The organism is Pseudomonas sp. 1L-B-1-E-C1 (genome assembly GCF_057291835.1).
Map to the genome: position 1 here is coordinate 658,790 of NZ_JBXAWN010000001.1, position 20,802 is coordinate 679,591.

Annotated in this window: 13 protein-coding genes and 2 pseudogenes; 1 reads left to right on the top strand and 14 read right to left on the bottom strand. The window is 60.8% G+C overall.

Annotated features, from left to right (window positions below):
* Positions 1 to 9 precede the first annotated feature (9 nt).
* The 10 genes and pseudogenes from AC0Z4S_RS02835 to AC0Z4S_RS02880 form a co-directional block, all read right to left on the bottom strand.
* Positions 10 to 2,784, bottom strand: a complete 2,775-nt coding sequence (locus AC0Z4S_RS02835; RefSeq protein ID WP_485621957.1) for a malto-oligosyltrehalose synthase — start codon at positions 2,782 to 2,784, stop codon at positions 10 to 12.
* On the bottom strand, positions 2,781 to 4,859 hold the full coding sequence (gene malQ, locus AC0Z4S_RS02840) for a 4-alpha-glucanotransferase (protein ID WP_485621958.1): 2,079 nt from the start codon (positions 4,857 to 4,859) through the stop codon (positions 2,781 to 2,783). Before malQ ends, AC0Z4S_RS02835 begins: the two co-directional genes overlap by 4 nt.
* Positions 4,856 to 6,661, bottom strand: coding sequence for a malto-oligosyltrehalose trehalohydrolase (gene treZ / locus AC0Z4S_RS02845; RefSeq protein WP_471877919.1), 1,806 nt, complete (start codon positions 6,659 to 6,661; stop codon positions 4,856 to 4,858). Before treZ ends, malQ begins: the two co-directional genes overlap by 4 nt.
* A gap of 17 nt (positions 6,662 to 6,678) precedes the next feature.
* Entirely contained in the window at positions 6,679 to 8,265 is a 1,587-nt protein-coding gene (glgA, locus tag AC0Z4S_RS02850; protein ID WP_471877918.1) for a glycogen synthase GlgA, read from the bottom strand.
* 590 nt (positions 8,266 to 8,855) lie between these two features.
* The gene (locus AC0Z4S_RS02855) at positions 8,856 to 9,809 is read right to left on the bottom strand and encodes a D-2-hydroxyacid dehydrogenase family protein (protein ID WP_485621959.1); all 954 of its coding nucleotides are present in this window, start codon (positions 9,807 to 9,809) and stop codon (positions 8,856 to 8,858) included.
* A gap of 12 nt (positions 9,810 to 9,821) precedes the next feature.
* The gene (locus AC0Z4S_RS02860; protein ID WP_485621960.1) at positions 9,822 to 10,868 is read right to left on the bottom strand and encodes an alpha/beta fold hydrolase; all 1,047 of its coding nucleotides are present in this window, start codon (positions 10,866 to 10,868) and stop codon (positions 9,822 to 9,824) included.
* Positions 10,869 to 10,954: 86 nt separating this feature from the next.
* A complete protein-coding gene (locus AC0Z4S_RS02865; protein ID WP_485621961.1) occupies positions 10,955 to 11,389 on the bottom strand; it encodes a YqaA family protein in 435 nt (144 codons plus the stop codon).
* Positions 11,389 to 11,835, bottom strand: a complete 447-nt coding sequence (locus AC0Z4S_RS02870) for a DUF411 domain-containing protein (protein WP_471877914.1) — start codon at positions 11,833 to 11,835, stop codon at positions 11,389 to 11,391. Before AC0Z4S_RS02870 ends, AC0Z4S_RS02865 begins: the two co-directional genes overlap by 1 nt.
* 241 nt (positions 11,836 to 12,076) lie before the next feature.
* Positions 12,077 to 12,604: pseudogene (locus AC0Z4S_RS02875) on the bottom strand (methyl-accepting chemotaxis protein); the annotation flags it as partial.
* A 333-nt stretch (positions 12,605 to 12,937) separates the two neighbouring features.
* Positions 12,938 to 14,068 (bottom strand): annotated as a pseudogene (locus AC0Z4S_RS02880) (HAMP domain-containing protein); the annotation flags it as partial.
* Positions 14,069 to 14,432: 364 nt separating this feature from the next.
* Between AC0Z4S_RS02880 and AC0Z4S_RS02885 the strand changes: the two are divergent.
* The gene (locus AC0Z4S_RS02885; protein WP_471877913.1) at positions 14,433 to 14,960 is read left to right on the top strand and encodes a hypothetical protein; all 528 of its coding nucleotides are present in this window, start codon (positions 14,433 to 14,435) and stop codon (positions 14,958 to 14,960) included.
* A 46-nt stretch (positions 14,961 to 15,006) separates the two neighbouring features.
* Here the strand turns inward: AC0Z4S_RS02885 and AC0Z4S_RS02890 are convergent, their stop codons facing one another.
* Genes AC0Z4S_RS02890 through AC0Z4S_RS02905 form a run of 4 tightly spaced genes read right to left on the bottom strand, consistent with a single transcriptional unit; the run spans position 15,007 to position 20,800 of the window.
* On the bottom strand, positions 15,007 to 15,942 hold the full coding sequence (locus tag AC0Z4S_RS02890; protein ID WP_485621962.1) for a GNAT family N-acetyltransferase: 936 nt from the start codon (positions 15,940 to 15,942) through the stop codon (positions 15,007 to 15,009).
* The gene (locus AC0Z4S_RS02895) at positions 15,911 to 17,221 is read right to left on the bottom strand and encodes a phenylacetate--CoA ligase family protein (RefSeq protein ID WP_485621963.1); all 1,311 of its coding nucleotides are present in this window, start codon (positions 17,219 to 17,221) and stop codon (positions 15,911 to 15,913) included. Before AC0Z4S_RS02895 ends, AC0Z4S_RS02890 begins: the two co-directional genes overlap by 32 nt.
* A gap of 44 nt (positions 17,222 to 17,265) precedes the next feature.
* On the bottom strand, positions 17,266 to 19,668 hold the full coding sequence (locus AC0Z4S_RS02900; protein ID WP_485621964.1) for an aldehyde dehydrogenase family protein: 2,403 nt from the start codon (positions 19,666 to 19,668) through the stop codon (positions 17,266 to 17,268).
* A gap of 1 nt (position 19,669) precedes the next feature.
* Entirely contained in the window at positions 19,670 to 20,800 is a 1,131-nt protein-coding gene (locus AC0Z4S_RS02905; RefSeq protein WP_485621965.1) for a LuxE/PaaK family acyltransferase, read from the bottom strand.
* Positions 20,801 to 20,802: the final 2 nt, after the last annotated feature.

Sequence of the window (20,802 nt, forward strand, 5' to 3'; positions counted from 1 at the left end):
GAACTGAACTCATGCTTGTGTTAAGTGTTGGATAAAGAGATTGACCGGGACATCCCCCAGCGCTTCGCTGACATTCAGCTCCCTGTTTTGTGTGACTACGCTGCTTGCAAAAAGTCCCTTCAGGTTTGCATCCTGAGCGGCAGACGGTAAAACCACCCGCGTATCGCCCCAGCGCAGCGCATCGACCTGCGGCATGGCACTGTTTTCCAGCAACGTCGCGCAGCGCACTGGCACCACCACAATGGCGCGCACGCCCTCGTGTTCCCGCGCGAATGCCAGCACGCTGTGCGCCTGACTGCCCAGCACTTCCAGTGGCTGGTAATCGCCAAGGCGGAACAGCTCGCTGTGCTCCTTGCGCAGGTTCAGCACCTCACTGATCAGCGCCTGTTTGATGCGTCCGTCACGCCAGTCCTTGAGCAGTTCTGCGTTCGGCACGGATGCCTGCAGGGATTGCTCGCGGGCGGCGTAATCCACCGGCCGACGATTGTCGGGGTCGACCAGGCTGAAGTCCCAGTATTCGTTGCCCTGATACAGATCCGGCACCCCCGGCACGGTCATGCGCAGCAAGGTTTGCGCCAGCCCGTTGAGCGCGCCGGCAGCAGCGATGCTGTTGACGGTCTTGCTCAGCGCCGCACGCAACAACTCGCCTTCCTCACCGGTCAGCAGTTTTTCCGTGAAGGCTTGCGCGGCGTTTTCATAGGCTTCGTTCGGCGCGCTCCAGCTGCTTTGCAACTTGGCTTCGCGCAGCGCTTTCTGCTGCCATTGCCAGATGCGCTTGGCGTACTCGGCGAAACCAGCCTTGTCATCGTCCTGCAGATCCAGCGGCCAACTGCCAAGCAATGCCTGATAGAGGATCAGCTCGTCGCCCGCGGACGGCGCGTCATCTTCGATACGTACCGGACGGGCGAGGGCGCGCCACAGTTCGACCTGATCGGCGTACCAATGGCTGCGTTCGCTGAGCACGGCCAACCGGGCACGGGTGTCTTCGCCGCGTTTATGATCGTGGGTCGCCGTGGCCAGCAGGTTGTCGGGGAACTCCGCCATGCGCTGCTGATTGACCTCATGGAACTCACTGACCGGCGCGCTGAATTGCTCGGTGTTGTAGCCGACATCATTGCGCGACAGCAGCACTGCCGAGCGATACAGCGCGGTGTCTTCCACGGCCTTGGCCGCTGCCGGCGAGGTCAATTGCTGGAAGCGCACGCAGGCATGCTTGAGGATCTTGCGCGAACGCCCGCGTGGCTTGCGCCGCCACGGCGTGCCGCCCAGCCAACTGGCGACCGAGTCGAGCACCGGCCAGTCAGCCTCGCTGAGGGTTTGCCGCGCACCGTCCATGGCGTGCTGGAAAATCGCTTCGTCCTGCTCGGAACGGCCCAGGGCGCTGATGTAGGTGCGATAAACCGGGAAGTGCACGATCAATGCATGCAGCACGCGGCGGATTGCGCCCAGGGTCAGATCGCGAGTCATCAAGTCATCACGGGCGACCTGGTGCAGCGCCTGGGCGACACTTTCGAAATCGCTGGCCAGCGAGCCGTTGAGGATCTGCTGACGGGCCAGTTGCGCTTCTTCAATGAACGCGGCGGGGCGCTCGGTGCGGCGCTGCCAGAGTTCGCCGAGCACATGTTCGCCGTCCGGATCATGTTGCAGCAGTGACAGCTGATTCATGAACTCGTAACCGGTGGTGCCATCAACGCTCCAGTCGCGGCGCAGGGTTTCGCCTTCACCGAGGATCTTTTCGACATAGATGGGCAGATGACGTCCAGGCGCCAGATGATCGAGACGCCGGCGTAATTTGCGGCAGTAGCCACGCGGGTCGGCGAGGCCGTCGATGTGGTCGATGCGCAACCCGTCGACCAGACCTTCTTCAACCAATTGGAAGATTTTGCCGTGGGTCGCTTCGAACACCGCCGGGCGCTCGACGCGCAGACCGCCAAGCTCGTTGATGTCGAAAAAGCGCCGCCAGTTGATGTCGTCCGCTGCGGTGCGCCAACTGGCGAGGCGGTAGCTTTGGTGCTCGAGCAGCTCGTGCAGCTTCTGGAAGCCTTCCTCGGTGGTGGAGTCGTACTGAGCGAGGTTGCTTTCGATCGTAGCCAGAACTCGCGGAACGCTGGCCAGCTCGCGCAACTCTTGCTTGAGCGGGATCGCCAGCGAGTGAGCATCGATCTGGTAACTGAGCGTACTGAAGCGATCGGCCAGGGATTTGAGCGTGTCGTCGGCCTTGAGCAGCTCGCCATAGTTGCTCGGGCAGATCGGGAAGTGATGGTCGTAATGCTCGACATGGAAACTGCCGGTCTGCGCGTGGAATTTGAGCTTCAGCGTACCCTCCTGCAACGCCACGCCATAATCGCTGCCGAGGAACGGCAACAGCAACTGGCCTTCCATCAACGGGTCTGGCGAGTGCCACTGGATGTCGAAGAATTCGCCGTACGGGCTCAGGCGTCCCCATTCCAGCAAGTCGAGCCACCACGGGTTGTCGTTGCCACCCACGGCCATGTGGTTGGAAACAATGTCGAGGATCAGCCCCATGTTGTGCTCGCGCAGGGTGTTGACCAACCGGCGCAATGCCGGCTCGCCGCCCAGCTCAGGGTTGACCTGGGTCGGGTCGACCACGTCGTAGCCGTGCATCGAACCGGCGCGCGCCGCAAGCAGAGGCGAGGCGTAGATATGGCTGATGCCGAGTCGGGCAAAGTACGGCACCAGTGGCACCGCTTGTTCGAGGGTAAAACCTTTATGAAATTGCAGGCGCAAGGTGGCGCGCAGTGGCTGGATAAACTGTTGATTCATTGGTCACGCTCAGAGGCTTGAAGGCGCGCGCAGGCCAGCAGTTCCAGGCGGCGGGCGGCATCGGGGCCGTCCAGCAACGCTTCGCTGGGACCGGGCAAACGTCGCGACCAGTTCGGATGTGAATCGGTGGTGCCAGGCAGATTCGGCTGTTCATCGATACCCAAGGCATCCTCAAGCGGCAGCAGTACCAGCGGCGCGCGGGTGTGGCCGAGGAAACGCACGCTGGCATCGACCACTTGATCGGCTTCGTGGGACTCTTCGCGAAAATTCTGCGGATCCTGACGCAGCGCATCGCGCAGGCCTTCGCGTTCACGCTCGCGATGTCGGCGCCAGTCAATTTCGCCATTGGCATCGACCAGGCCCAGGCGCGCGTTCCAGTCGATATCGCGGCCATGCCACCAGCCATTGAGCGTCGGCAAGTCATGGGTGCTGGTGGTGGCCAGTGCGTCATCCGGCCAGTCGAGAATCGGTTTGAAGCGAGTGTTGTCCTGTTCGAACAACAGTACGCGCATGCCCAGAATCGAACGCGCGGCGAGCTTCTCCCGCAAGCCTTCCGGCACGGTACCGAGGTCTTCGCCGAGCACGATGGCCTTGTGCCGATGTGACTCGAGGGTCAGCAGGCGCAGCATGTCGTCGAACGGGTAATACAGATAGGCACCGTCGGCCGGATGAGCGCCGTTGGGGATCACCCACAGACGTTGCAGACCCATGACATGGTCGATGCGCAGACCACCGGCGTGAGCGAAGTTGGCGCGCAGCATGTCGATGAAGGCGCGGAAACCGTTGCGGATCAGGCCTTCGGGCGAGAACGCGGAAATGCCCCAACCCTGGCCGCTGCGATTGAGGATATCCGGTGGCGCGCCCACGGTCAGCGAGGCGAGCAGTTCATCCTGAAAGCTCCAGGCCTGACTGCCGGCGCCGTCAGCACCGACAGCGAGGTCGGCGATCAGACCGATGCCCATGCCGGCACTGCGCGCGGCAGTTTGTGCGCGCTCGAGGCAGCGATGGATCAGCCATTGGCAGAACGCGAAATAACCGATGCGCTCGGCATATTCCTCGGCAAAAGCGCCAAGCGCCGCGCCGCGCGGGTCGTGCCAGTGCTCTGGCCATTCGCGCCAGTCGAGACTTTCGCCACGGGCGGCGCGCATTTCCTGAATCGCTTCGAAGCGACAGTGGTTTTCCAGCGCTTCGCCGCCGGCGTGGCGAAAACTGGCGAAGTCGGCGTGCAACGGATGCTCGCCAGCGACGAAACCGTCATACAAGGCTTGCAGCAGCTTCTGCTTGGCTTCGGCGGCAGCGGGCCAATCGATCAGCTTGAGATTTTCCAGCTGCTCGAACTGCGCGGCCAGGCCGCTGGCGTCGATCGCGTCACGCAAGGCGCGTTCGCCGAGAATGCTCCCCGGCGCGGCATACAGTGAGTTGAGAAACAGGCGGCTGGAGGGCGAATAAGGGCTGTAGCGACCGGTGTCGGCGCTGAACATCGCGTGCATCGGGCTGATCGCCAGGGCATCGGCACCCCGTTCGCCGGCCACACGCACCAGTTCTTCCAGTGCCTGGGTGTCGCCGAAACCACCATCGCCGGGACGACGCAAGGCATACAACTGCGCGCTCAGACCCCAGGCGCGGGGGATAGGACTATCGACGGCATCGCCGACGCTGAAGCAGCGCTCGGGCGCCACCGCCAGGGTGAAATACTGATCGCCGATGTGCACTTGCTGGTAACCGACCGGAATTAGACCGGGCAGCATCGCTTCGTTGTCCAGCTTGAGGTTCATCTGGGAGCCATCTTCAAGATGAATCTCGCAGGGCGTCTCCGGTGAGAAATAGCGACTCAGATTCAGGGCAACGCCCACGTCGCAGGTCAACAGGGGCGGCAAATGGCGGTCCTGCTGGACCTCTTGCAATTCCAGCAGGCTGGCATCGATTTCTTGCGCGGTGCTGGCCGGGTGGCCCAGTCCGATCAGGACATTGCGCAGCACAGCAGGAGCGACTTTTTGCTGACGCCCGTTGGCGTCGATCCAGTCGACGGCGAGGCCGGCTCGGCTGGCGAGTATTTCCAGTTGCGCATCGCTCATAGGCGCTCTCCATCCAGGGGGTGCAAAAGGGGTGCGGCCGTGAGGCTGACGAGCGCGGTGTACGCCGGCAGTTGGTTCGGGTCCGACAGTTCGATGGCGGCTGGCTGTTGAAACAGCCACTCGGTATCGGTCTGTGCAGGGTTGACCACTGGCGTATCACTGAGGTTCAGGTCAATTCGCAGCTCACTGCCATCCCCCAGTCGCCAGCGTGCGCTGACTGCGCCATAGCCGAGCATCTGCGCGCCCAGCGCCTGGGTTCCGGAGAGGTGGGGAATGATGTACTGGTGACGCAACTTCAGCAGTTGCCGGTAGAGCTCTTGAGTCTGCTGCTGTAACGACGTGCCGCTGCCGAGCAGTCGCGGCTGTGAAGCGCGGAAGGTTTCTTCGGCATTCGGATCGGGTATCTGCTCGCGCTTGTGCGGATCGGTAAAGGCACTGAATGCGGCGAATTCGTTGCGCCGGCCTTCACGCACCAGTTCCGCCAGTTCACCGTGGTGGCTGGTGAAAAACAGGAACGGTTGTTCGGCAGCAAATTCGTCACCCATGAAGATCAGCGGAATCATTGGCGACAGCAGCAGCAACACCGTCGCCGCTTGCACCGCGCGTGGGTCGGCGAGCTGATGCAGGCGCTCGCCAAACGCGCGGTTGCCGATCTGGTCATGGTTCTGCAGGAATAGCACGAAAGCGGTGGAGGGCAGATGTTCGCTCGGCTCTCCACGGGGTTCGCCATGACGCGTGATGTGACCCTGGAACACAAAGCCCTGACTCAGGCAGCGCACCAATTGCTCAGTGGGTTGCGCGGCATAGTCGGCGTAATAGGCGTCGGTTTCGCCGGTCAGCAGCACGTGCAGGGCATTATGACCGTCATCGTTCCATTGCGCGTCGTAGTCGGTTTCCAGCAGGCTCGACTGGTTCAGCTCGTTCTCGACGGTCAGCCAGACGTGGCGGGTCGGGTCGATCTGCTGGCGAATGCGCCGGGCCAGATCGCTGAGGAAATCCGGGTCTTCAATCGCATGCACCGCATCCAGGCGCAGGCCGTCGAAACGGTATTCGAGCAGCCACATCAGCGCGTTTTCAATAAAAAACTCGCGTACTTCCGGACGGCGGAAGTCAATCGCTGCGCCCCAGGGCGTGTGCTTGTCCTCGCGGAAAAAGCCCTTGGCGTAACGATGCAGGTAGTTGCCATCGGGACCGAAGTGGTTGTAAACCACGTCGAGAATCACCGCAAGACCATGGCCGTGGGCGGTGTCGATCAGGTGTTTGAGTTGTTCGGGTGTGCCGTAAGAGGCTTGGGGCGCATAGGGCAGCACCCCGTCGTAGCCCCAGTTGCGATCACCGGGAAATTGCGCCAGCGGCATCAGTTCGATCGCGGTAACGCCCAGCGCCACCAGCCGCGCCAGATGCTGTTCGACTTCGGCAAAACCACCGAGCGCACCGACGTGCACCTCGTAAATCACCGCTTCGCTCCACGGCCGACCATTCCATGCCGTATGCCGCCATTGATAGGCGTGCGGGTCGACCACCACGCTGTGGCGGTCGAGGTCGCCATCCTGAGCCCTGGAGGCCGGGTCCGGCACCTCCAGTTCGCCATCGATGCAGTAGCGGTAGCGACTGCCCGCCGGGCAGTTGGCCTCGATCACAAACCAACCGTCGCCCTGGGGCAGCATCGGCAGCGATTTTCCATCTTCTTCCAGTTCCACACTGACGTAGAACGCGTCAGGCGCCCACAACGCAAATTGCGTGTGCTCGGCATCCAGCATGATCGCGCCGTGGGGCCAGGTTTCTTGGGTCCTTGACGGCATTTTTTGCAACTCCCTGGTTATTTGTGGCTGGCTTTACCCAACGCCTTGGCGACCAGTTGTTCGTAAAGTTCGGCGTACGGTTCAACCGCTTTGCTCCAGTTGAACGGTGCAGCCATGGCCCGGCAACGCATGGCATTGAGCAGTTCCGGGAAGGCGAAAACCTTGAACGCGCGGCTCAGGGCCTCCTTGTAGCTATCAACGGTGGATTCATCGAAGAGGAAACCGGTGACGCCGTTTTCGATGGTGTCCGCCAGACCGCCGGTATTGCGCGCGACTGGCAACGAGCCGAAACGCTGGGCGTACATCTGGCTCAGCCCGCATGGCTCGTAACGCGATGGCATCAGCAGGAAGTCGCTGCCGGCAAACATGCGCCGGGCATCGGTTTCGTTGAAGCCGATGCGCACACCGACCTGGCCAGGGAAACGCAGGGCCAGTTCACGCATGGCTTGCTCTTCTTCCGGCTCGCCGCGACCGATGATTGCGATCTGGCCACCGTTCTGCACGATGAATTCGGACACTGCTTCGGTGAGATCGAGACCTTTCTGATACACCAGTCGCGAGACCACAGCGAACAGCGGGCCGGTGGAATCATGCAAGCCAAACAGCTCACGGACATGCGCGGCATTGACCGCTTTGCCTTCCCAATCGCCGATGGCGAACGGTGCAAACAGGTGCGGGTCAGTCGCCGAATCCCAGCTTTCATCGATGCCGTTCGGGATGCCGCTGAGCAGACCTTGCTGAGTCTTGGCTGCGAGGAAACCGTCGAGGCCACAGCCAAAGTCCGGGGTGGTGATTTCCTGGGCATACGTGGCGCTGACGGTAGTGATGTGGCTCGAATAGGCCATGCCGGCCTTGAGGAACGACATCTTGCCGTAGAACTCCATGCCTTCCTGTTGCAGCGCGTGGGTGGGAATCCCCAGCTCCGGGCAGGAACCGAGGCTGGTCACGCCCTGGTAGGCAAGGTTGTGAATGGTGAACAGCGTTGGCGTGCGCTGCCCGCGCCAGTGCATGTAAGCGGGCGCGAGGCCAGCCGGCCAGTCGTGGGCGTGCACCAGATCCGGGCGCCAGTGGATTTGCGCAAGGTTGGCGGCGATGTCGGCAGCGGCCAGGCCGAGACGGGCGAAGCGGATATGGTTGTCCGGCCAGTCGCGACCGTTGTTGGCGCCATAGGGGCCACCTTCACGTTCGTACAATTCAGGGCAGATCAACACGTAGATCACCAGGCCATCGGGCATGTCCATGCGCCCGATCTTGCAAGGTGGCAGCGCGGCGTGGCCACCCAGCTCGCCGATGATGTGAATCGGGTTTTCGCTATGCATCACTTGCGGATAACCGGGGATCAGCACACGCACATCATGCAGATGGGCCATGGCCCGGGGCAGGGCAGCGGAGACGTCACCCAGACCACCGGTCTTGACCAGATCGGCGATTTCCGAGGTCACGAACAACACTTTTTTCTTGTTGGGATTCTGGCTTGCTACCGGAGCAAGCGTCTTGGTGCCGGGTACGTTGATCTGTCGGCTGCCGGGAACACTGATGGTGCTCGATTCTCCAAGCGACTGGTGAGCACGCTCTCCCTGAATATCCAATGCCGCACTGATCATATGTATCTCCCGTGTGTGATCTGATTCTTGTCTCGAACAAGCTGTTTCGTGGCCAAGTCCTGTGGCCGGGCGCAAAGGCGCCACGCATCGGTGAGCAAATGCTGACCCAACACGCGCAAGCAGAATGGGTGGTGAGGCCGTTGCAAGGATTACACCAGTCGCTTTCGCCCAGTTGTTCTGATGACCTGTGGCGTGAAGCAAAAGTTTCGAGTTTTTTTCGTCGGTATGACCGAGTGGTTTAACCACTGAAAAATCAGTCTAGGCCAGATCCTAGAGCGGGTAAGGGCAAATGGGTAAATTGTTCGACAATCGGTTGTGTCCGGATGTGAACAAGTGTTTGGGAGGGAGAATGCTCCGACGAAGGGCATGTTTTTCGTCTGGAGTGGGCTAAAACGGTGACTGGGCAGTCACGGTTTTGTGCTAGGGGTTGGGCATGTTGCACCGTTGTGGTGCGAGCGTATTTCAGAGTGGTATCTGAGATGACCCCTTCGCGAGCAAGCTCGCTCCCACATTGGAATGCGTTCATCCTGTGGGAGCGAGCCTGCTCGCGAAGGGGCCGGTTGATGCGCTACAACTCTCGAGTTAAAGACTCAGTTCAACAGACGAGGCGGTTCTCCCTCCGCCCAAGCCTGAATATCCTCGATCATCTGCCGGAAGAACTGCTCGTAGTTCTGCCGACTGACATAACCCACATGCGGCGTGGCGAGAACATTGTCCAGCGTGCGAAACGGGTGCAGAGCCGGCAAAGGCTCCTGCTCGAAAACATCCAGCGCCACCCCGGCAATGCGCCGTTTCTGCAACGCCTTGATCAGCGCCGCTTCATCGACGATCGGCCCGCGGGCGGTGTTGACCAGCAGCGCGGTCGGTTTCATCCAGTCCAGCGCCTGGGCATCGACCAGATTGCGACTGCGCTCGCTGAGCACCAGATGCACCGACAGCACGTCAGCCTGTTCGAATAATTGCTGCTTGCTGACGTAAGTGACGCCGGCCTGTACAGCGCGTTCGGCCGTGAGGTTTTCGCTCCAGGCAATCACCCGCATGCCGAACACCTGACCGAATTGTGCGACCCGCTGGCCGATGCTGCCCAAACCGAGAATACCCAGGGTCTTGCCGTGTAGATCACCGCCCAGTCCCTGTTGCCACTGGCCGGCGCGCAGTGCATTGGCTTCCTTCACCAGATCTCGGGTTGCCGCCATGATCAGCGCCCAGGTCAACTCCGGCGCGGCGTGTTTGTAACTGTCGGTGCCGCAGACCTTGATGCCAAGCGCCGCTGCTGCAGGCATGTCCAGCGCGGCATTGCGCATGCCGCCGGTGACCAGCAATTTCAGATTGGGCAGACGCCCCAGCAGGTCGGCGTCGAAACGCGTGCGTTCGCGCATCACGCAGATCACCTCGTATTTGCCGAGGCGCTCAGCGAGCGTGGCGTTGTTCGCCGGGTAATCGTGCACAAAGGTTACTTCACCGATACCATCGAGCACCGACCAGTCGACCACGTCGCGGGCCACGTCCTGCCAATCATCGATCACTGCAATCTGCACCGTCATCGCCTTACCTCATCAAGGAACGGAAGGAGTCTTGCCCAGCCAGCCGAGCAGCGCCTGATGGAATTTTTCCGGTTCTTCCATCTGCGGCGCATGGCCCATGCCCGGGAATTCAATCAACGTCGACTGTGGAATCAGCTTGGCGACCTGTTTGCCGAGCACCTCGTAATGGCCGATTCTGGCTTTGACTTCCGGCGGCGCGAGGTCCTTGCCGATTGCGGTGGTGTCGGACGTACCGATCAACAGCAGCGTCGGCATCTTCAGGTCCTTGAACTCGTAGTACACCGGCTGGGTGAAGATCATGTCGTAGATCAGCGCCGAGTTCCACGCGACCTGGGTCTTGCCCGGGCCTTTGCTCAGGCCGGCAAGCATGTCGACCCAGCGATCGAATTCGGGCTTCCAGCGGCCGTCGTAATAGGTGGTGCGCTCATAGTCGCGAATGCCCTTGGCCGTCACCTTCAACTCGCGCTGGTACCACTGATCGACGGTGCGATACGGAACGCCGAGGGCTTTCCAGTCTTCCAGACCGATGGGGTTGACCATCGCCAGTTGATCGACCTGCTCGGGGAACAGCAGCGCATAACGGGTGGCGAGCATGCCGCCGGTGGAGTGGCCGAGCACGGTGGCTTTCTGAATGCCCAGCGCCTTTAGCAACTGCTGGGTGTTGGTGGCGAGTTGCTGGAAGCTGTACTGATAGTGCTCAGGCTTGCTTGAGGTGCAGAAACCGATCTGATCCGGCGCAATCACTCGGTAGCCCGCGTCGCTCAGCGCCTTGATCGAACTGTCCCAGGTTGCCGCGCAGAAATTCTTGCCGTGCATCAGTACCACGGTGCGACCGTTGGCCTTGCCATTGGCGGCGATGTCCATGTAGCCCATTTGCAGTTGCTGGCCCTGGGATTCGAAGGCGAAATGTTTAAGCGTGTAGGGATACTGGAAACCTTGCAGTTCCGGGCCATAGGCCGGCCCTTCGGCGGGAGCGGTTTCAGTGGCTGCGTGCGCCATTAACGGCAGGGCAGCGCTGAGGACGAGGCCGGGCAGCCAGCGGGAAAGCGTGACGGACATAAGCACAAACTCCTTGAAAATTGGCTGACTCTGAAAGGCCGGGATTACGCCGACGTTAAACAAAGGCAATCACACGGGATGTTGGTTCAACTGAGCCAGCCCAGCGTCAGCAAGGCCAGCACGCCATAGCGTGCGCCTTTGGCCAGCGTGACGATCAACAAAAAACGCCCGAGTGGTTCGCGCATGACGCCGGCAATCAAGGTCAGCGGATCGCCGATCACCGGCAGCCAGCTGAGCAGCAGCGACCAGTGCCCATAGCGCTCGTAGTGCTTGCGCGCCTTGGCCATGTGCCCCGGACTGACCGGAAACCAGCGTCGATCCTGAAACCGTTCGATGCCACGGCCCAACCACCAGTTGACCAGCGAGCCGAGCACATTGCCCAGCGTCGCCACCCCGAGCAGACCCCACAGCCAGTAACGCTCACTGACGATCAGCCCGACCAGCAGCGCCTCGGATTGCAGCGGCAACAAAGTCGCCGCGCCAAATGCCGCAAAGAACAGGCCGAAGTAAGCCGCGCCCATCAACGGGCCGGGTAGTCCGCCACCACCACGTCAGCGCCGTCCTTTTTCAGGCCGATGACCTGATACGCGTCGCTCATGCCGTCCATTTCCATGCCCGGCGAACCCATCGGCATGCCCGGTGCGGCCACGCCAAGCAGATCGTCGCGCTTGCTCAGAGCCAGCACCTGATCCGCCGGTACATGACCTTCGACGAATTTGCCATTGATGATCGCTGTGTGACAGGAGGCCAGACGCGGTGGTACGCCGTGCTGCTGTTTAAAGCTGCTCATGTCGCTTTCGACGTGGTCTTCAACTTTGAAGCCATTGGCTTCGAGATGGCTGATCCATTTTTTGCAGCAACCGCAATTGGCATCGCGGTGCACTTCGATCGGGATCAGTTCGGCGGCTTGCGCCAGGGAGGAGAGGAACAGGGTGCTCAGGGCAAGCAGACGCAGTTGGCTTCGCATGGGAATGGGCTCTCGACTCGGGTGACGGTCAAAAGAACGCATTTTGACCGGTTTTTCCGCCCTGGCATCAACTGAGTGTTTCCAGTTGCTACAAGACGCCCGAACAATGGTGGGAGCGAGCCTGCTCGCGAATGCGCTGGATCAGACGGAAATCTAGGTGACTGAAAAATCGCTTTCGCGAGCAGGCTCGCTCCCACAGTGGATTCGTGTGAAGACCAGAATCCCCACGGTCGCGGCTGGCTCAACTGACCTTGAACCGTCCCATGATCGCGCTCACGCGGCTATTGGCTTCCAGCAATTGCCGGGTATTCAACTCGCTCGCCTGGCCGCTCTGCACCAGTTCATCGACCATGTGACGGATCTGCACCATGCTGCGGTTGATCTCTTCGGTCACCGCGCTTTGCTGTTCGGCGGCGGTGGCGATCTGGGTGCTGAGGCTGTTGATGTGGCTGACCGAACCGGCCATTTCATCGAGCCCCGAGTTGACCCGCGCCGTGGCGTCCGCGGCTGACTGGCAACTGGCCTGGGTGTTTTCCATGGCGCTGACCGACGAACTCACGCCCTGGGTCAGGCGGGTCAACATTTCGTTGATTTCCGAAGTGCTGGCCTGAGTACGGGCGGCGAGGGCACGGACTTCATCCGCCACTACCGCAAAGCCGCGACCCTGTTCCCCGGCACGTGCAGCCTCGATTGCCGCGTTAAGGGCGAGCAGGTTGGTCTGCCCGGCAATCGCGCCGATCACGCCGAGGATTTCGGTGATGCGCTGGGCGTCCTGCTGCATGTTTTCAACTTTGTGTGTAGCGCTGGCCACTTCGTCGATCAGCGCGACCACGCTGTTGGTCGCCTCACCGACCACGACGCGCGAACGATCGGCGTTTTCGTTGGCACGCTGGGTGAACGCAGCGGTTTCTGCAGCATTTTGCGCGACGCTTTCGGCGGTCGAGCTCATTTCGGTAATGGCGGTAACAGTCTGGTCGGTTTCCGAGGCATGACGCAGCAAAATCTGGCTGGTGTGCGCCGAAGTGCGTTGCAGATTGTCGAGGCTCGAAGCCATGGCGCCAGTGGCCTGGGTGACTTCGCCGATCATGTTCTGCAAGTAGGCGATGAAGGTGTTGACCGAGTGGCCGATGGCGCCCAGTTCGTCTTCAGCGCGAATGGTGATGCGGCGGGTCAGGTCGGCGTCGCCGCTGGACAGCGAGTCGATGTTGGCTTTCAGCGCTTTCATGCGCTGCACCAGCTTACGAATCGCATAAACCTGCAACAGCACCAGCAGGATCACCAGCGGAATCTGGATCAGGCTCAGGCTGTTGAGCACGTCATCACGCTGGGCGGTGAGCATCTTGGTTGGCAGGGCGGTGGCGAGGAACCACGGCGTGCCCTCGATAGGGCGCATGAAGAACGTGCTGGCTTCGCCGTTGGTATCGAACTCGACGCGCTGCGCCTGATCGCGGTTCTGCAGGCCGGACTTGATCTGGTTGATGAAAGTGGAGCTGGCCGCCAGTTCGCTGATGTTCTTCAGCACAATCGGACCGCTGATGCGTGAGCTGTTGCTGATGATCTTGCCGTCAGCCTCAACGATGAGCATCTCGGCGTTGAGGTCTTTTTCCTTGCGCGCCACCAGATCGTTGAAGAAGCCCAGCGTCACGTCGATGGTCGAGACGCCCCAGGCGCTGCCGTTCTTGTAGATGGCCATGGCGCAGTTGGTGCGCGGCTCGGCACTGGCGTCGTCTTTATAGGCAGCGGCCCAGGCGCATTGGCCGCGCGGGGTGGCCATGCCGCCCTTGTGCCAGCTCTGGTCGTAGTAGTTCGGTGCGGCGTCGCTGTTCCAGAAGGTGTTGACCTTCAGCTGGCCCGAGGCGTCGCGGTGCCAGAAGGTACTGAATTTGTTGCGCCCGGCTTCACGCTGGCCCGGCAAAGGCCAGATGCCGCCGCCGAAGACTTTCAGCTCGCCGTACTGATCCACCAGCCCTGGTAGCACCACGTCGATGGCTGCGCTGTCGAGCAACGGGATGGTCTGAGTGATGCTGCGCTGCTGGGCCTGTACCTTGTTCAGTTCGCCCTGAATCTGCACGGCGACCTCGGCGATGCGATTGAGCACGACCTTTTCTTCGGTGTCGCGCAGGGTCGGCGCAACCAACTGGCTGATGCCGACTACAGTCAACACGGACAACAACAGGATGAACAGAACCAGAAACAGCGTGTAGCGAGCCTGAATAGTGCGCAGTGCGGGCATGGAACTGATCCTTGAGCGGCGTTTTTGTCGGAGGGCAGGAATAAGTCGGGCGGGTATCAAAGCGTATCGTCGTTCCGGGCGGAAGCTTTAGGTCCGCGGGTGCCGAAACAGATCCATGGCGATGACCGGTTGGTCTGCGGATCGACAAATTCGGGCAGGTCCATTCTCCCGAGCATCATTCGTTACATTGACATGACAGCTCTAGCGCAGCGTTTGCGGGGTCATCGGCCCTTCGTCGAGAATGTACGGAATTTGTAAAGCAGCTCACAAAAGTCTTGGAGCAAGCAGGAACGAGGCCGATACTTGCGCCCATTCAAATCGCTGAACAAGGACAATTCATGCCCATCGCACAAGGAAACCTCGCATGACTATCGGTTATACCGGCGCCTGGGAAAGCAAGGCTGGCGTCATGGTCCGTGACACCGGAGCGAGAAAACAGGTCGCGCAGAGCGTCAAAGTGCAGCAAATGCTGACGCTGGTCGGTAACGATCCGAACGCGCTGAATGTCGCCGAGATGGATAAACAGGGGCTGCGCAAGCAAATCAAGGGCTTCGACCCGGCCAACGTCTCCGTCAAGCAACTGGGCAACCTCAGCGAGTTCTTGCGCGGGCGCGGACTGATTTCCGAGATCACGTCGATCACCTTGCTCAATGCCGGTGACAAATTCGACCGTTTCGGCGTGCAGAAAGACCCGGACGCCAAGTTCAACGCGCTGGAGTATTTCGCCACGCAGCTCGATGCCATTCAGACCAATAGCCTCAATGGCAATTATTACGGCAAGAGCCTGATTCCCGAGTTTAAAAAAGCCATCTACATTTTGCAGAATCTCAAGACCTATGGCGAAGGCAACGCAGCTGTTCCATCCGACAAGGGTATCAAGGCCAAGGCCTGAACCCGCTCGTCATCGAACGGGTCCATGCTGGCTGCCAGTGTCCCGATCACACTGGCGTCAAATCCCGCCCTGCGATTTGCCGTTGGATCTGATCATGCAAGCTGCGGATGTGCGGGCAATGCAACGCCAATTTGCGCGCGCTGTAGCCGCGATGAAACAACGCCAGCCATCCACCCCGATTGTCCTGCGCGGGCGCAAGACCAGTGAAGGCAAAACCGATGGCGTTCAGGCTGTGCAGATCCACGGCGAAGTGTCGGGACAACTGCAGACGGATCGAAATCAGCCAATGCCCGGGTAGCGTTCTCAACTGGTTGAGCAGTTCAGGGTCGAGTTTTTCCAGCAACATTTCATGGCGATGGCCATGTTGTTCAACCTGAACCGAGGCGCCGCGCCAGCGCGGCACGTCGGCCCCGCTGCCGAACACTGTCGTCAGACGCTCCATGAAGGGACGGCAACTGGCTGGCCATACCTGCTCGGGCAAGGGCCGTTGATAGCCATCGATGGCGCGAACGCCCAAGACGATCGACTCGGGCTTCTTGCATCCGAAAGGTGAGCGGACATAGTCCGGCAGCATCCCCGTGTTATGGAAACCCAGGTGGATGGCCATGCGTTGGGTGTAAGGATGATGGGTGACCTGTTTGATCGAAACGCTGCGACAGCCCAACGCCTGTGCATGAGTCAGCAGCTGCTCGCCCAGGCGCGTGGCGATGTTTTGCCCGCGGGTATCGGGATGCACGGCGCTCAGAGCCAGTTCGGCATCGTGCGAGTTCTCCGTTTGCCGGTACAAGGTAGCGTGGCCCCGAATTCGTTCCCCCTCGACCGCAACCAGGGAATGCCAGCGTTTGTCCGCGTGGTTCTGGCTGATCAGACAGGGCAGATAGACGTCGGTTTGCACGTAAAGATCGCCGTAAACGTCGCGAAAGAGTGCGCTGACGGCAGTGGCATCGGTGTCACGGTAATTGCGCAGAATCAACGATTCCATCAGGCACCTCCCTTTCATGTTGGTCGTAGCGACGCAGATCGACCACCCGCAGGCGTTTGCCTGCGCGAGGGTGACGCGCAAGATCCTCGAATCTGCAGCTCTGAATGCGCAGTTCCATTAATTGCGCAGCCTGCAATTGCCGTATCTGCGGATACAGGTCGATCAATCGGGCTTCGAGTGTCTGGTGGGCTCCCGTCGATCGTTCGTTCACAACGCATTTCAACGTCAATACATCCGTGCAGTCGACCTGCTCAATCAACAATTGCCAGTCGTCGCTGCCAGTGACCAGCCGTACGCTTTCGCTGATTTCTTCCGCCATCAGCGACACAATCCCGACCCGCACACGCTGGCTGTTACCGCTGCGCCCCTTCAAGGCGAATTTGCGTTGCGCAGCTCCCGCCGGTTCCCGCCAGCACGCCAGGTCGCCCACGGGATAGCGAATCAGCGGCATCAAGCGGCGATGGAGGTTGGTCAGTACCAACAGGCCGGGTTGATCACAGGCCTCGATCGTTGCTCCAGTGTGCTCGTCGATTATTTCCAGCAGAACGTGTCCGTCAGGCGTGCGATGTTCTCCCTCGGCGCAGTCAGGATGACTGGCACCGATGAACCCGCCGTCGACGCTGGCGTAGCCGATGGAGGCGATCCGAGCGTTGGGCATCACCTGTTCAAGGAGCTGGCGTTGTGAGGCGAACAGGCTTTCGCCGCCATACAGCACCGTATCGACCGCGGCCAACGTGCGGTCGCTTTGCTTTAGCCAACTGGCGAAAGTCAATAACTGCGCAGGTACGCCAGCCAGAACATTGATCCGGTGCTGGGTGATGGCATCGGCCAACAGCGGAGAGTCGACTTCACCGGTAAACGGAAACTCGGTAATACCCGTTGTCACGTGAGCCAGTGCATCGTGAATGAACAGGAAGCTGGCATAGAGGTCACCGGCGAAGAACAGGTTGGCTATCCGATCGCCCGGCTTCAATTGCTTACTGACGCTGCGGCCGAAATCCTCGACCGTGCGCTGCCATTCAGCTCGGTTATAGACAGAAAGTCTGCCGCTGCCGGTTGATCCGCCGGTCTTGAAAACCAAGGCTGACACCAACGGGCCAGTCAGGACCGGCCAGTGATCGAGGTCCTCGCTGCCAGTCCAAAAGCTGGCAGGATCGAGCAGCGGCAGTTCATGCAGTTGGTCTATCGCCTCGGGACCATCGGCGAGGCATTGCTTGTAGTAAGGCGAATGCTGACGGGCGAAGCTCAGCAACTGGTTGATGGGCTGGTTTTTTTTCACGGTACATTCTTCTTGATATGGATAATCCGACTCGCGCCCGGGCGTCAGCGGCGCGAATCAATGACCAGAGGCGTCTTGCCGCTGTGTTTGTTTTGAATGAAGTTCACGGGCGAGCGTTGTTCGATCTGCAGAACCAGCAATCCGGTTTCGATGATGGTCATCAGGGTCGAATAACCGGCGAGCCGTGTTTTAACCGCGTCCGCTGCAAGTTCACAGTGCAGCTGCATACGCTCGACACCCTCGGCGGTGTGGTCCAGGCACAACTGAAATGGCACTTGCAGGCGCGTCGTCAGTTCGCTCAGAGAGATAAAGTCAGTGCCGATTCGCAGCAATTTGCCGTGGCGCTGCAACAGTTCGAAGCGTGGGGTGGCAAGCCCGCACGTACAGGTGCCGGGAAGCCAGCGTCCCGTGTCGCCAATCTCATAGCGTTGCACGCGCTGACCACCTTCGCGGGCAATCGAGGTCACCACCAGCCGACCGATTTGATCGTCGACAACCGCTGCATCCTCTTCCAGCGCGACAATTTCCAGTTGCTGGATATCGCTCACCAGATGGAACGTGCCATCCGCCGACTCCTGGCAGGCATGGCCAAGCGGGCCGGCATCGACGCTGCCATAAATGGCCGAACGGATAGTCGACACGCCGCAACTGCGCAGCAATTCGCGGTTCTGCTCGCTCGGATGTTCGCCACCGAATAAAACCTTTTCGACTCCTCCATAAGCGCGCAAACGCTCCTGCTCGTTGAGAAACAGGCGGTGCAGGGTGGCGGGCATTCCCACCAGAACGTTAACCCGTTGATCAATGATCAACCGGGCGATTTCCCGGTAGTCGTCATCTGCCGGGGCAGCCATGGGCAGATGCGTCACCGTCAGCAGTTCGAGCGCCTTGGTGAAACTTAAAAAGCCACCATAGAGTCCGCCGCAGAAAAACAGGTTCATGACCCGATCCTGCGCCGGATCAAGGCCGGCGGCGAACAGCCCGTCAGCCGTTGCGCGCATCTGGCGCTGGAAGTCGTGATAGCTGTAGCCGGCAAGGGCCGGCGTACCGCTGCTGCCTCCGGAACGGAAATACAATTGCGTCCGGTCATTGATGGGTTGAGCGTTGAACGACTCTTTGTCCATGATCGGACCGCATGGCTGTGCCGGTACTGGCGCGCCATCCAGACTGGCCCGATGCGCCAATTGCGCAGGCGCCAGACTTACCGATACCCGACGACTCAAGCGTTGCAGTGCATAGACGCCGTCATGTGGCTCGCCCTCGTAACCGTCGTGAATGCCGCTGATCGGTGCGATACGCGTTACGCCGGCGTTGATCAGCGTGGAGGTCAGCTCGACGATGCGCGGTTGCGCGCAAACCAGCGCGCAGCTTTGCAATACGTTGCGCCACGGCAGCAGGGTGGCGGTCAGCAGCGCCTGCGGCACCGGATGCAGCATTACGCTGCGAAACAGCGGTGATGGCGCGAGTTGCCGGGCATGCGTCCAGATCACCCGCCAGCCCGAACCGTCCCAGACATGCCCGGTATGGCCGGCAAAACTCTGGCCGAGACGGGCCATCTGCATTTGCGTGGTGATTTGCGACGCCTCCTGCAGCGTCGGCACCAGGGCGGGCCATTGCGCGGTGCGTCGCGCCAACGCTTGTGCCAGACCCTCGCCCACCGTGCGCAATACCTGCGGATCATCGCTATCCACCAGCAGCCATTGCGGGCTCGAACAGGCTTGTTGATCGAGCCGGCAGACCTCATCGGCCAGGGCATCGAGCGCCTGGGGCGTGGCGGCCTCGGGCGTGAGATACACGAAGCTGATGCGATGGCCCCAATCGATCCAGCGACAACCCGGCGCGAGCTGCTGCCGAATGGCTTGCAGGGCCGCTTCGCCACCCCACGCGGCGACACCATTGGCCTGTTTGCACAATGAGCCGATCTGTTCGGTGCTGGCAGGTATTACCGCCACGTAACCACCCAGTTGTCCGCTCTCGTCGCATTCGACCAATGCGCACAGCAATCGCGCCGTCAGTCCTTGATCGCTCCGGCTGGGGCGCAACCAGTTGATGTTGCCGGCAAGCAGGCTTTCGACCACCGCGCAAAAGGCCAGCAGGGGCGCATTGGCGGGGGTGATGTGCACCACCAGTCCGAGCGGGCGCCAGGCTTCGAAACGCGCGTGGCGATAATCGATGCGCCGCAACGAATCGGCGTCGCTGCCGAGTTCGCGCTGACGCTTGTACGCCAACGCTTCGGGCTGGCAGAAATCGATCAAGGCCTGTCGTTGTGCAGTGTCGAGAGGCAGATCCGTTTGCGCCCCCCGCAGACGCTCGGCAAAGCGCGCAGCTGCGTTGAATACTGTGGCGCTATCGAGCGTCGTGGCCAGGTGTTGCAGGAGCTGCGGTTGCAGATCCTGCAGCGCAGCCTCAACGCTGCAGGTCCGGTGCAGTTGTCCATTGAGCAAATACATATCAGTGACTTCCCAGTAATTCGGCGGCAGCCATCGCGCAGCTTCTACCCGCCGTGGTCCCGGCGCGGCCGTGCAGTTCAAACCAGTCGCTGGTCAATCCGCAGCCGCAACTGGCGCCGGGGTGCAGGGTGGCCAGATCGCTCATCACCACGGCGTGGGCGGGGCTGGAGGAGATATAAGGTGAAACGAAGCCGAGCAGGCCTTGCTGGCCATAGGGCAGCAGGGAAAAATCCGCCGGGTCGCGGACCAATACCCGCGAATAGACCGGTACGTGAAAGCGGTGGCGAGCGCATTCGATGTAAGGCACTGCATGCTCGACGGCGCCGTAACCGTCGCGGCAGCGGGCGGGGTCGATGCCCAGTTGCCGGTGAATGTGCGCGTAGAGCTGCTGTTTGGGAATTTCCTGTGCGGCCTGGGTTTTCCAGCCGCCGCCAAAGAACGCCAGCGAACCGGCCGGCAACTGCAGATTTTGTACGCCGGTGTCCTGCATGCGTTGCAGGGTTTGCCAGAGAAATGCCGGAAAGCCGAAAATCCGCACCGGCAAACCCTCTTCAGCGAAGGCCTGCAATGCCGCGATCACTCCGAATACATCGAATTGATGGCCGCTACCGGTGTTGCGCAAGGCGTACACCACGCGATTGACCGGGGCGAACTGACAGAGAAACTGGTCGGTGAATGACGTTCCAAGGGTGATGCGTCCCTCGGGTTCGTAGCTGAGCAGCAGGTAGTTGTATGGCGTGTCCGGCGCGTCCCAGCTGTAGTGGCGAAATATCTGCGCGACCATGAATTGCGCGCGCGCCAGGCTGCGCTCGTCGTAGCGCATGCGACTTTTCTGCCCGCTGGTGCCCGACGAAGTCAGTTCCAGAGCATCAGTGCCGGTGCTGCTGAGCAGCAGGTGTCGTTTGAAGAAATTGGCGAATATTGGCGGCAGGCGCGACCAGTCATCCAGGCTGTCGAGATCCTGCGGGGCGAGGCCATTGGCGTCGAGCCAATCGGCGTAACCCGGGGAGTGCTCGCAGTGAAAGCGGCTGATCTCAGCCATCGCCCGATCAAACAGATCGGCCGGGGCAGAATCCGCGCAATAGGGTTGCGTCAACGCGCAAAGGGCGTCGGCATAGGGTAAGTGAGTCATCA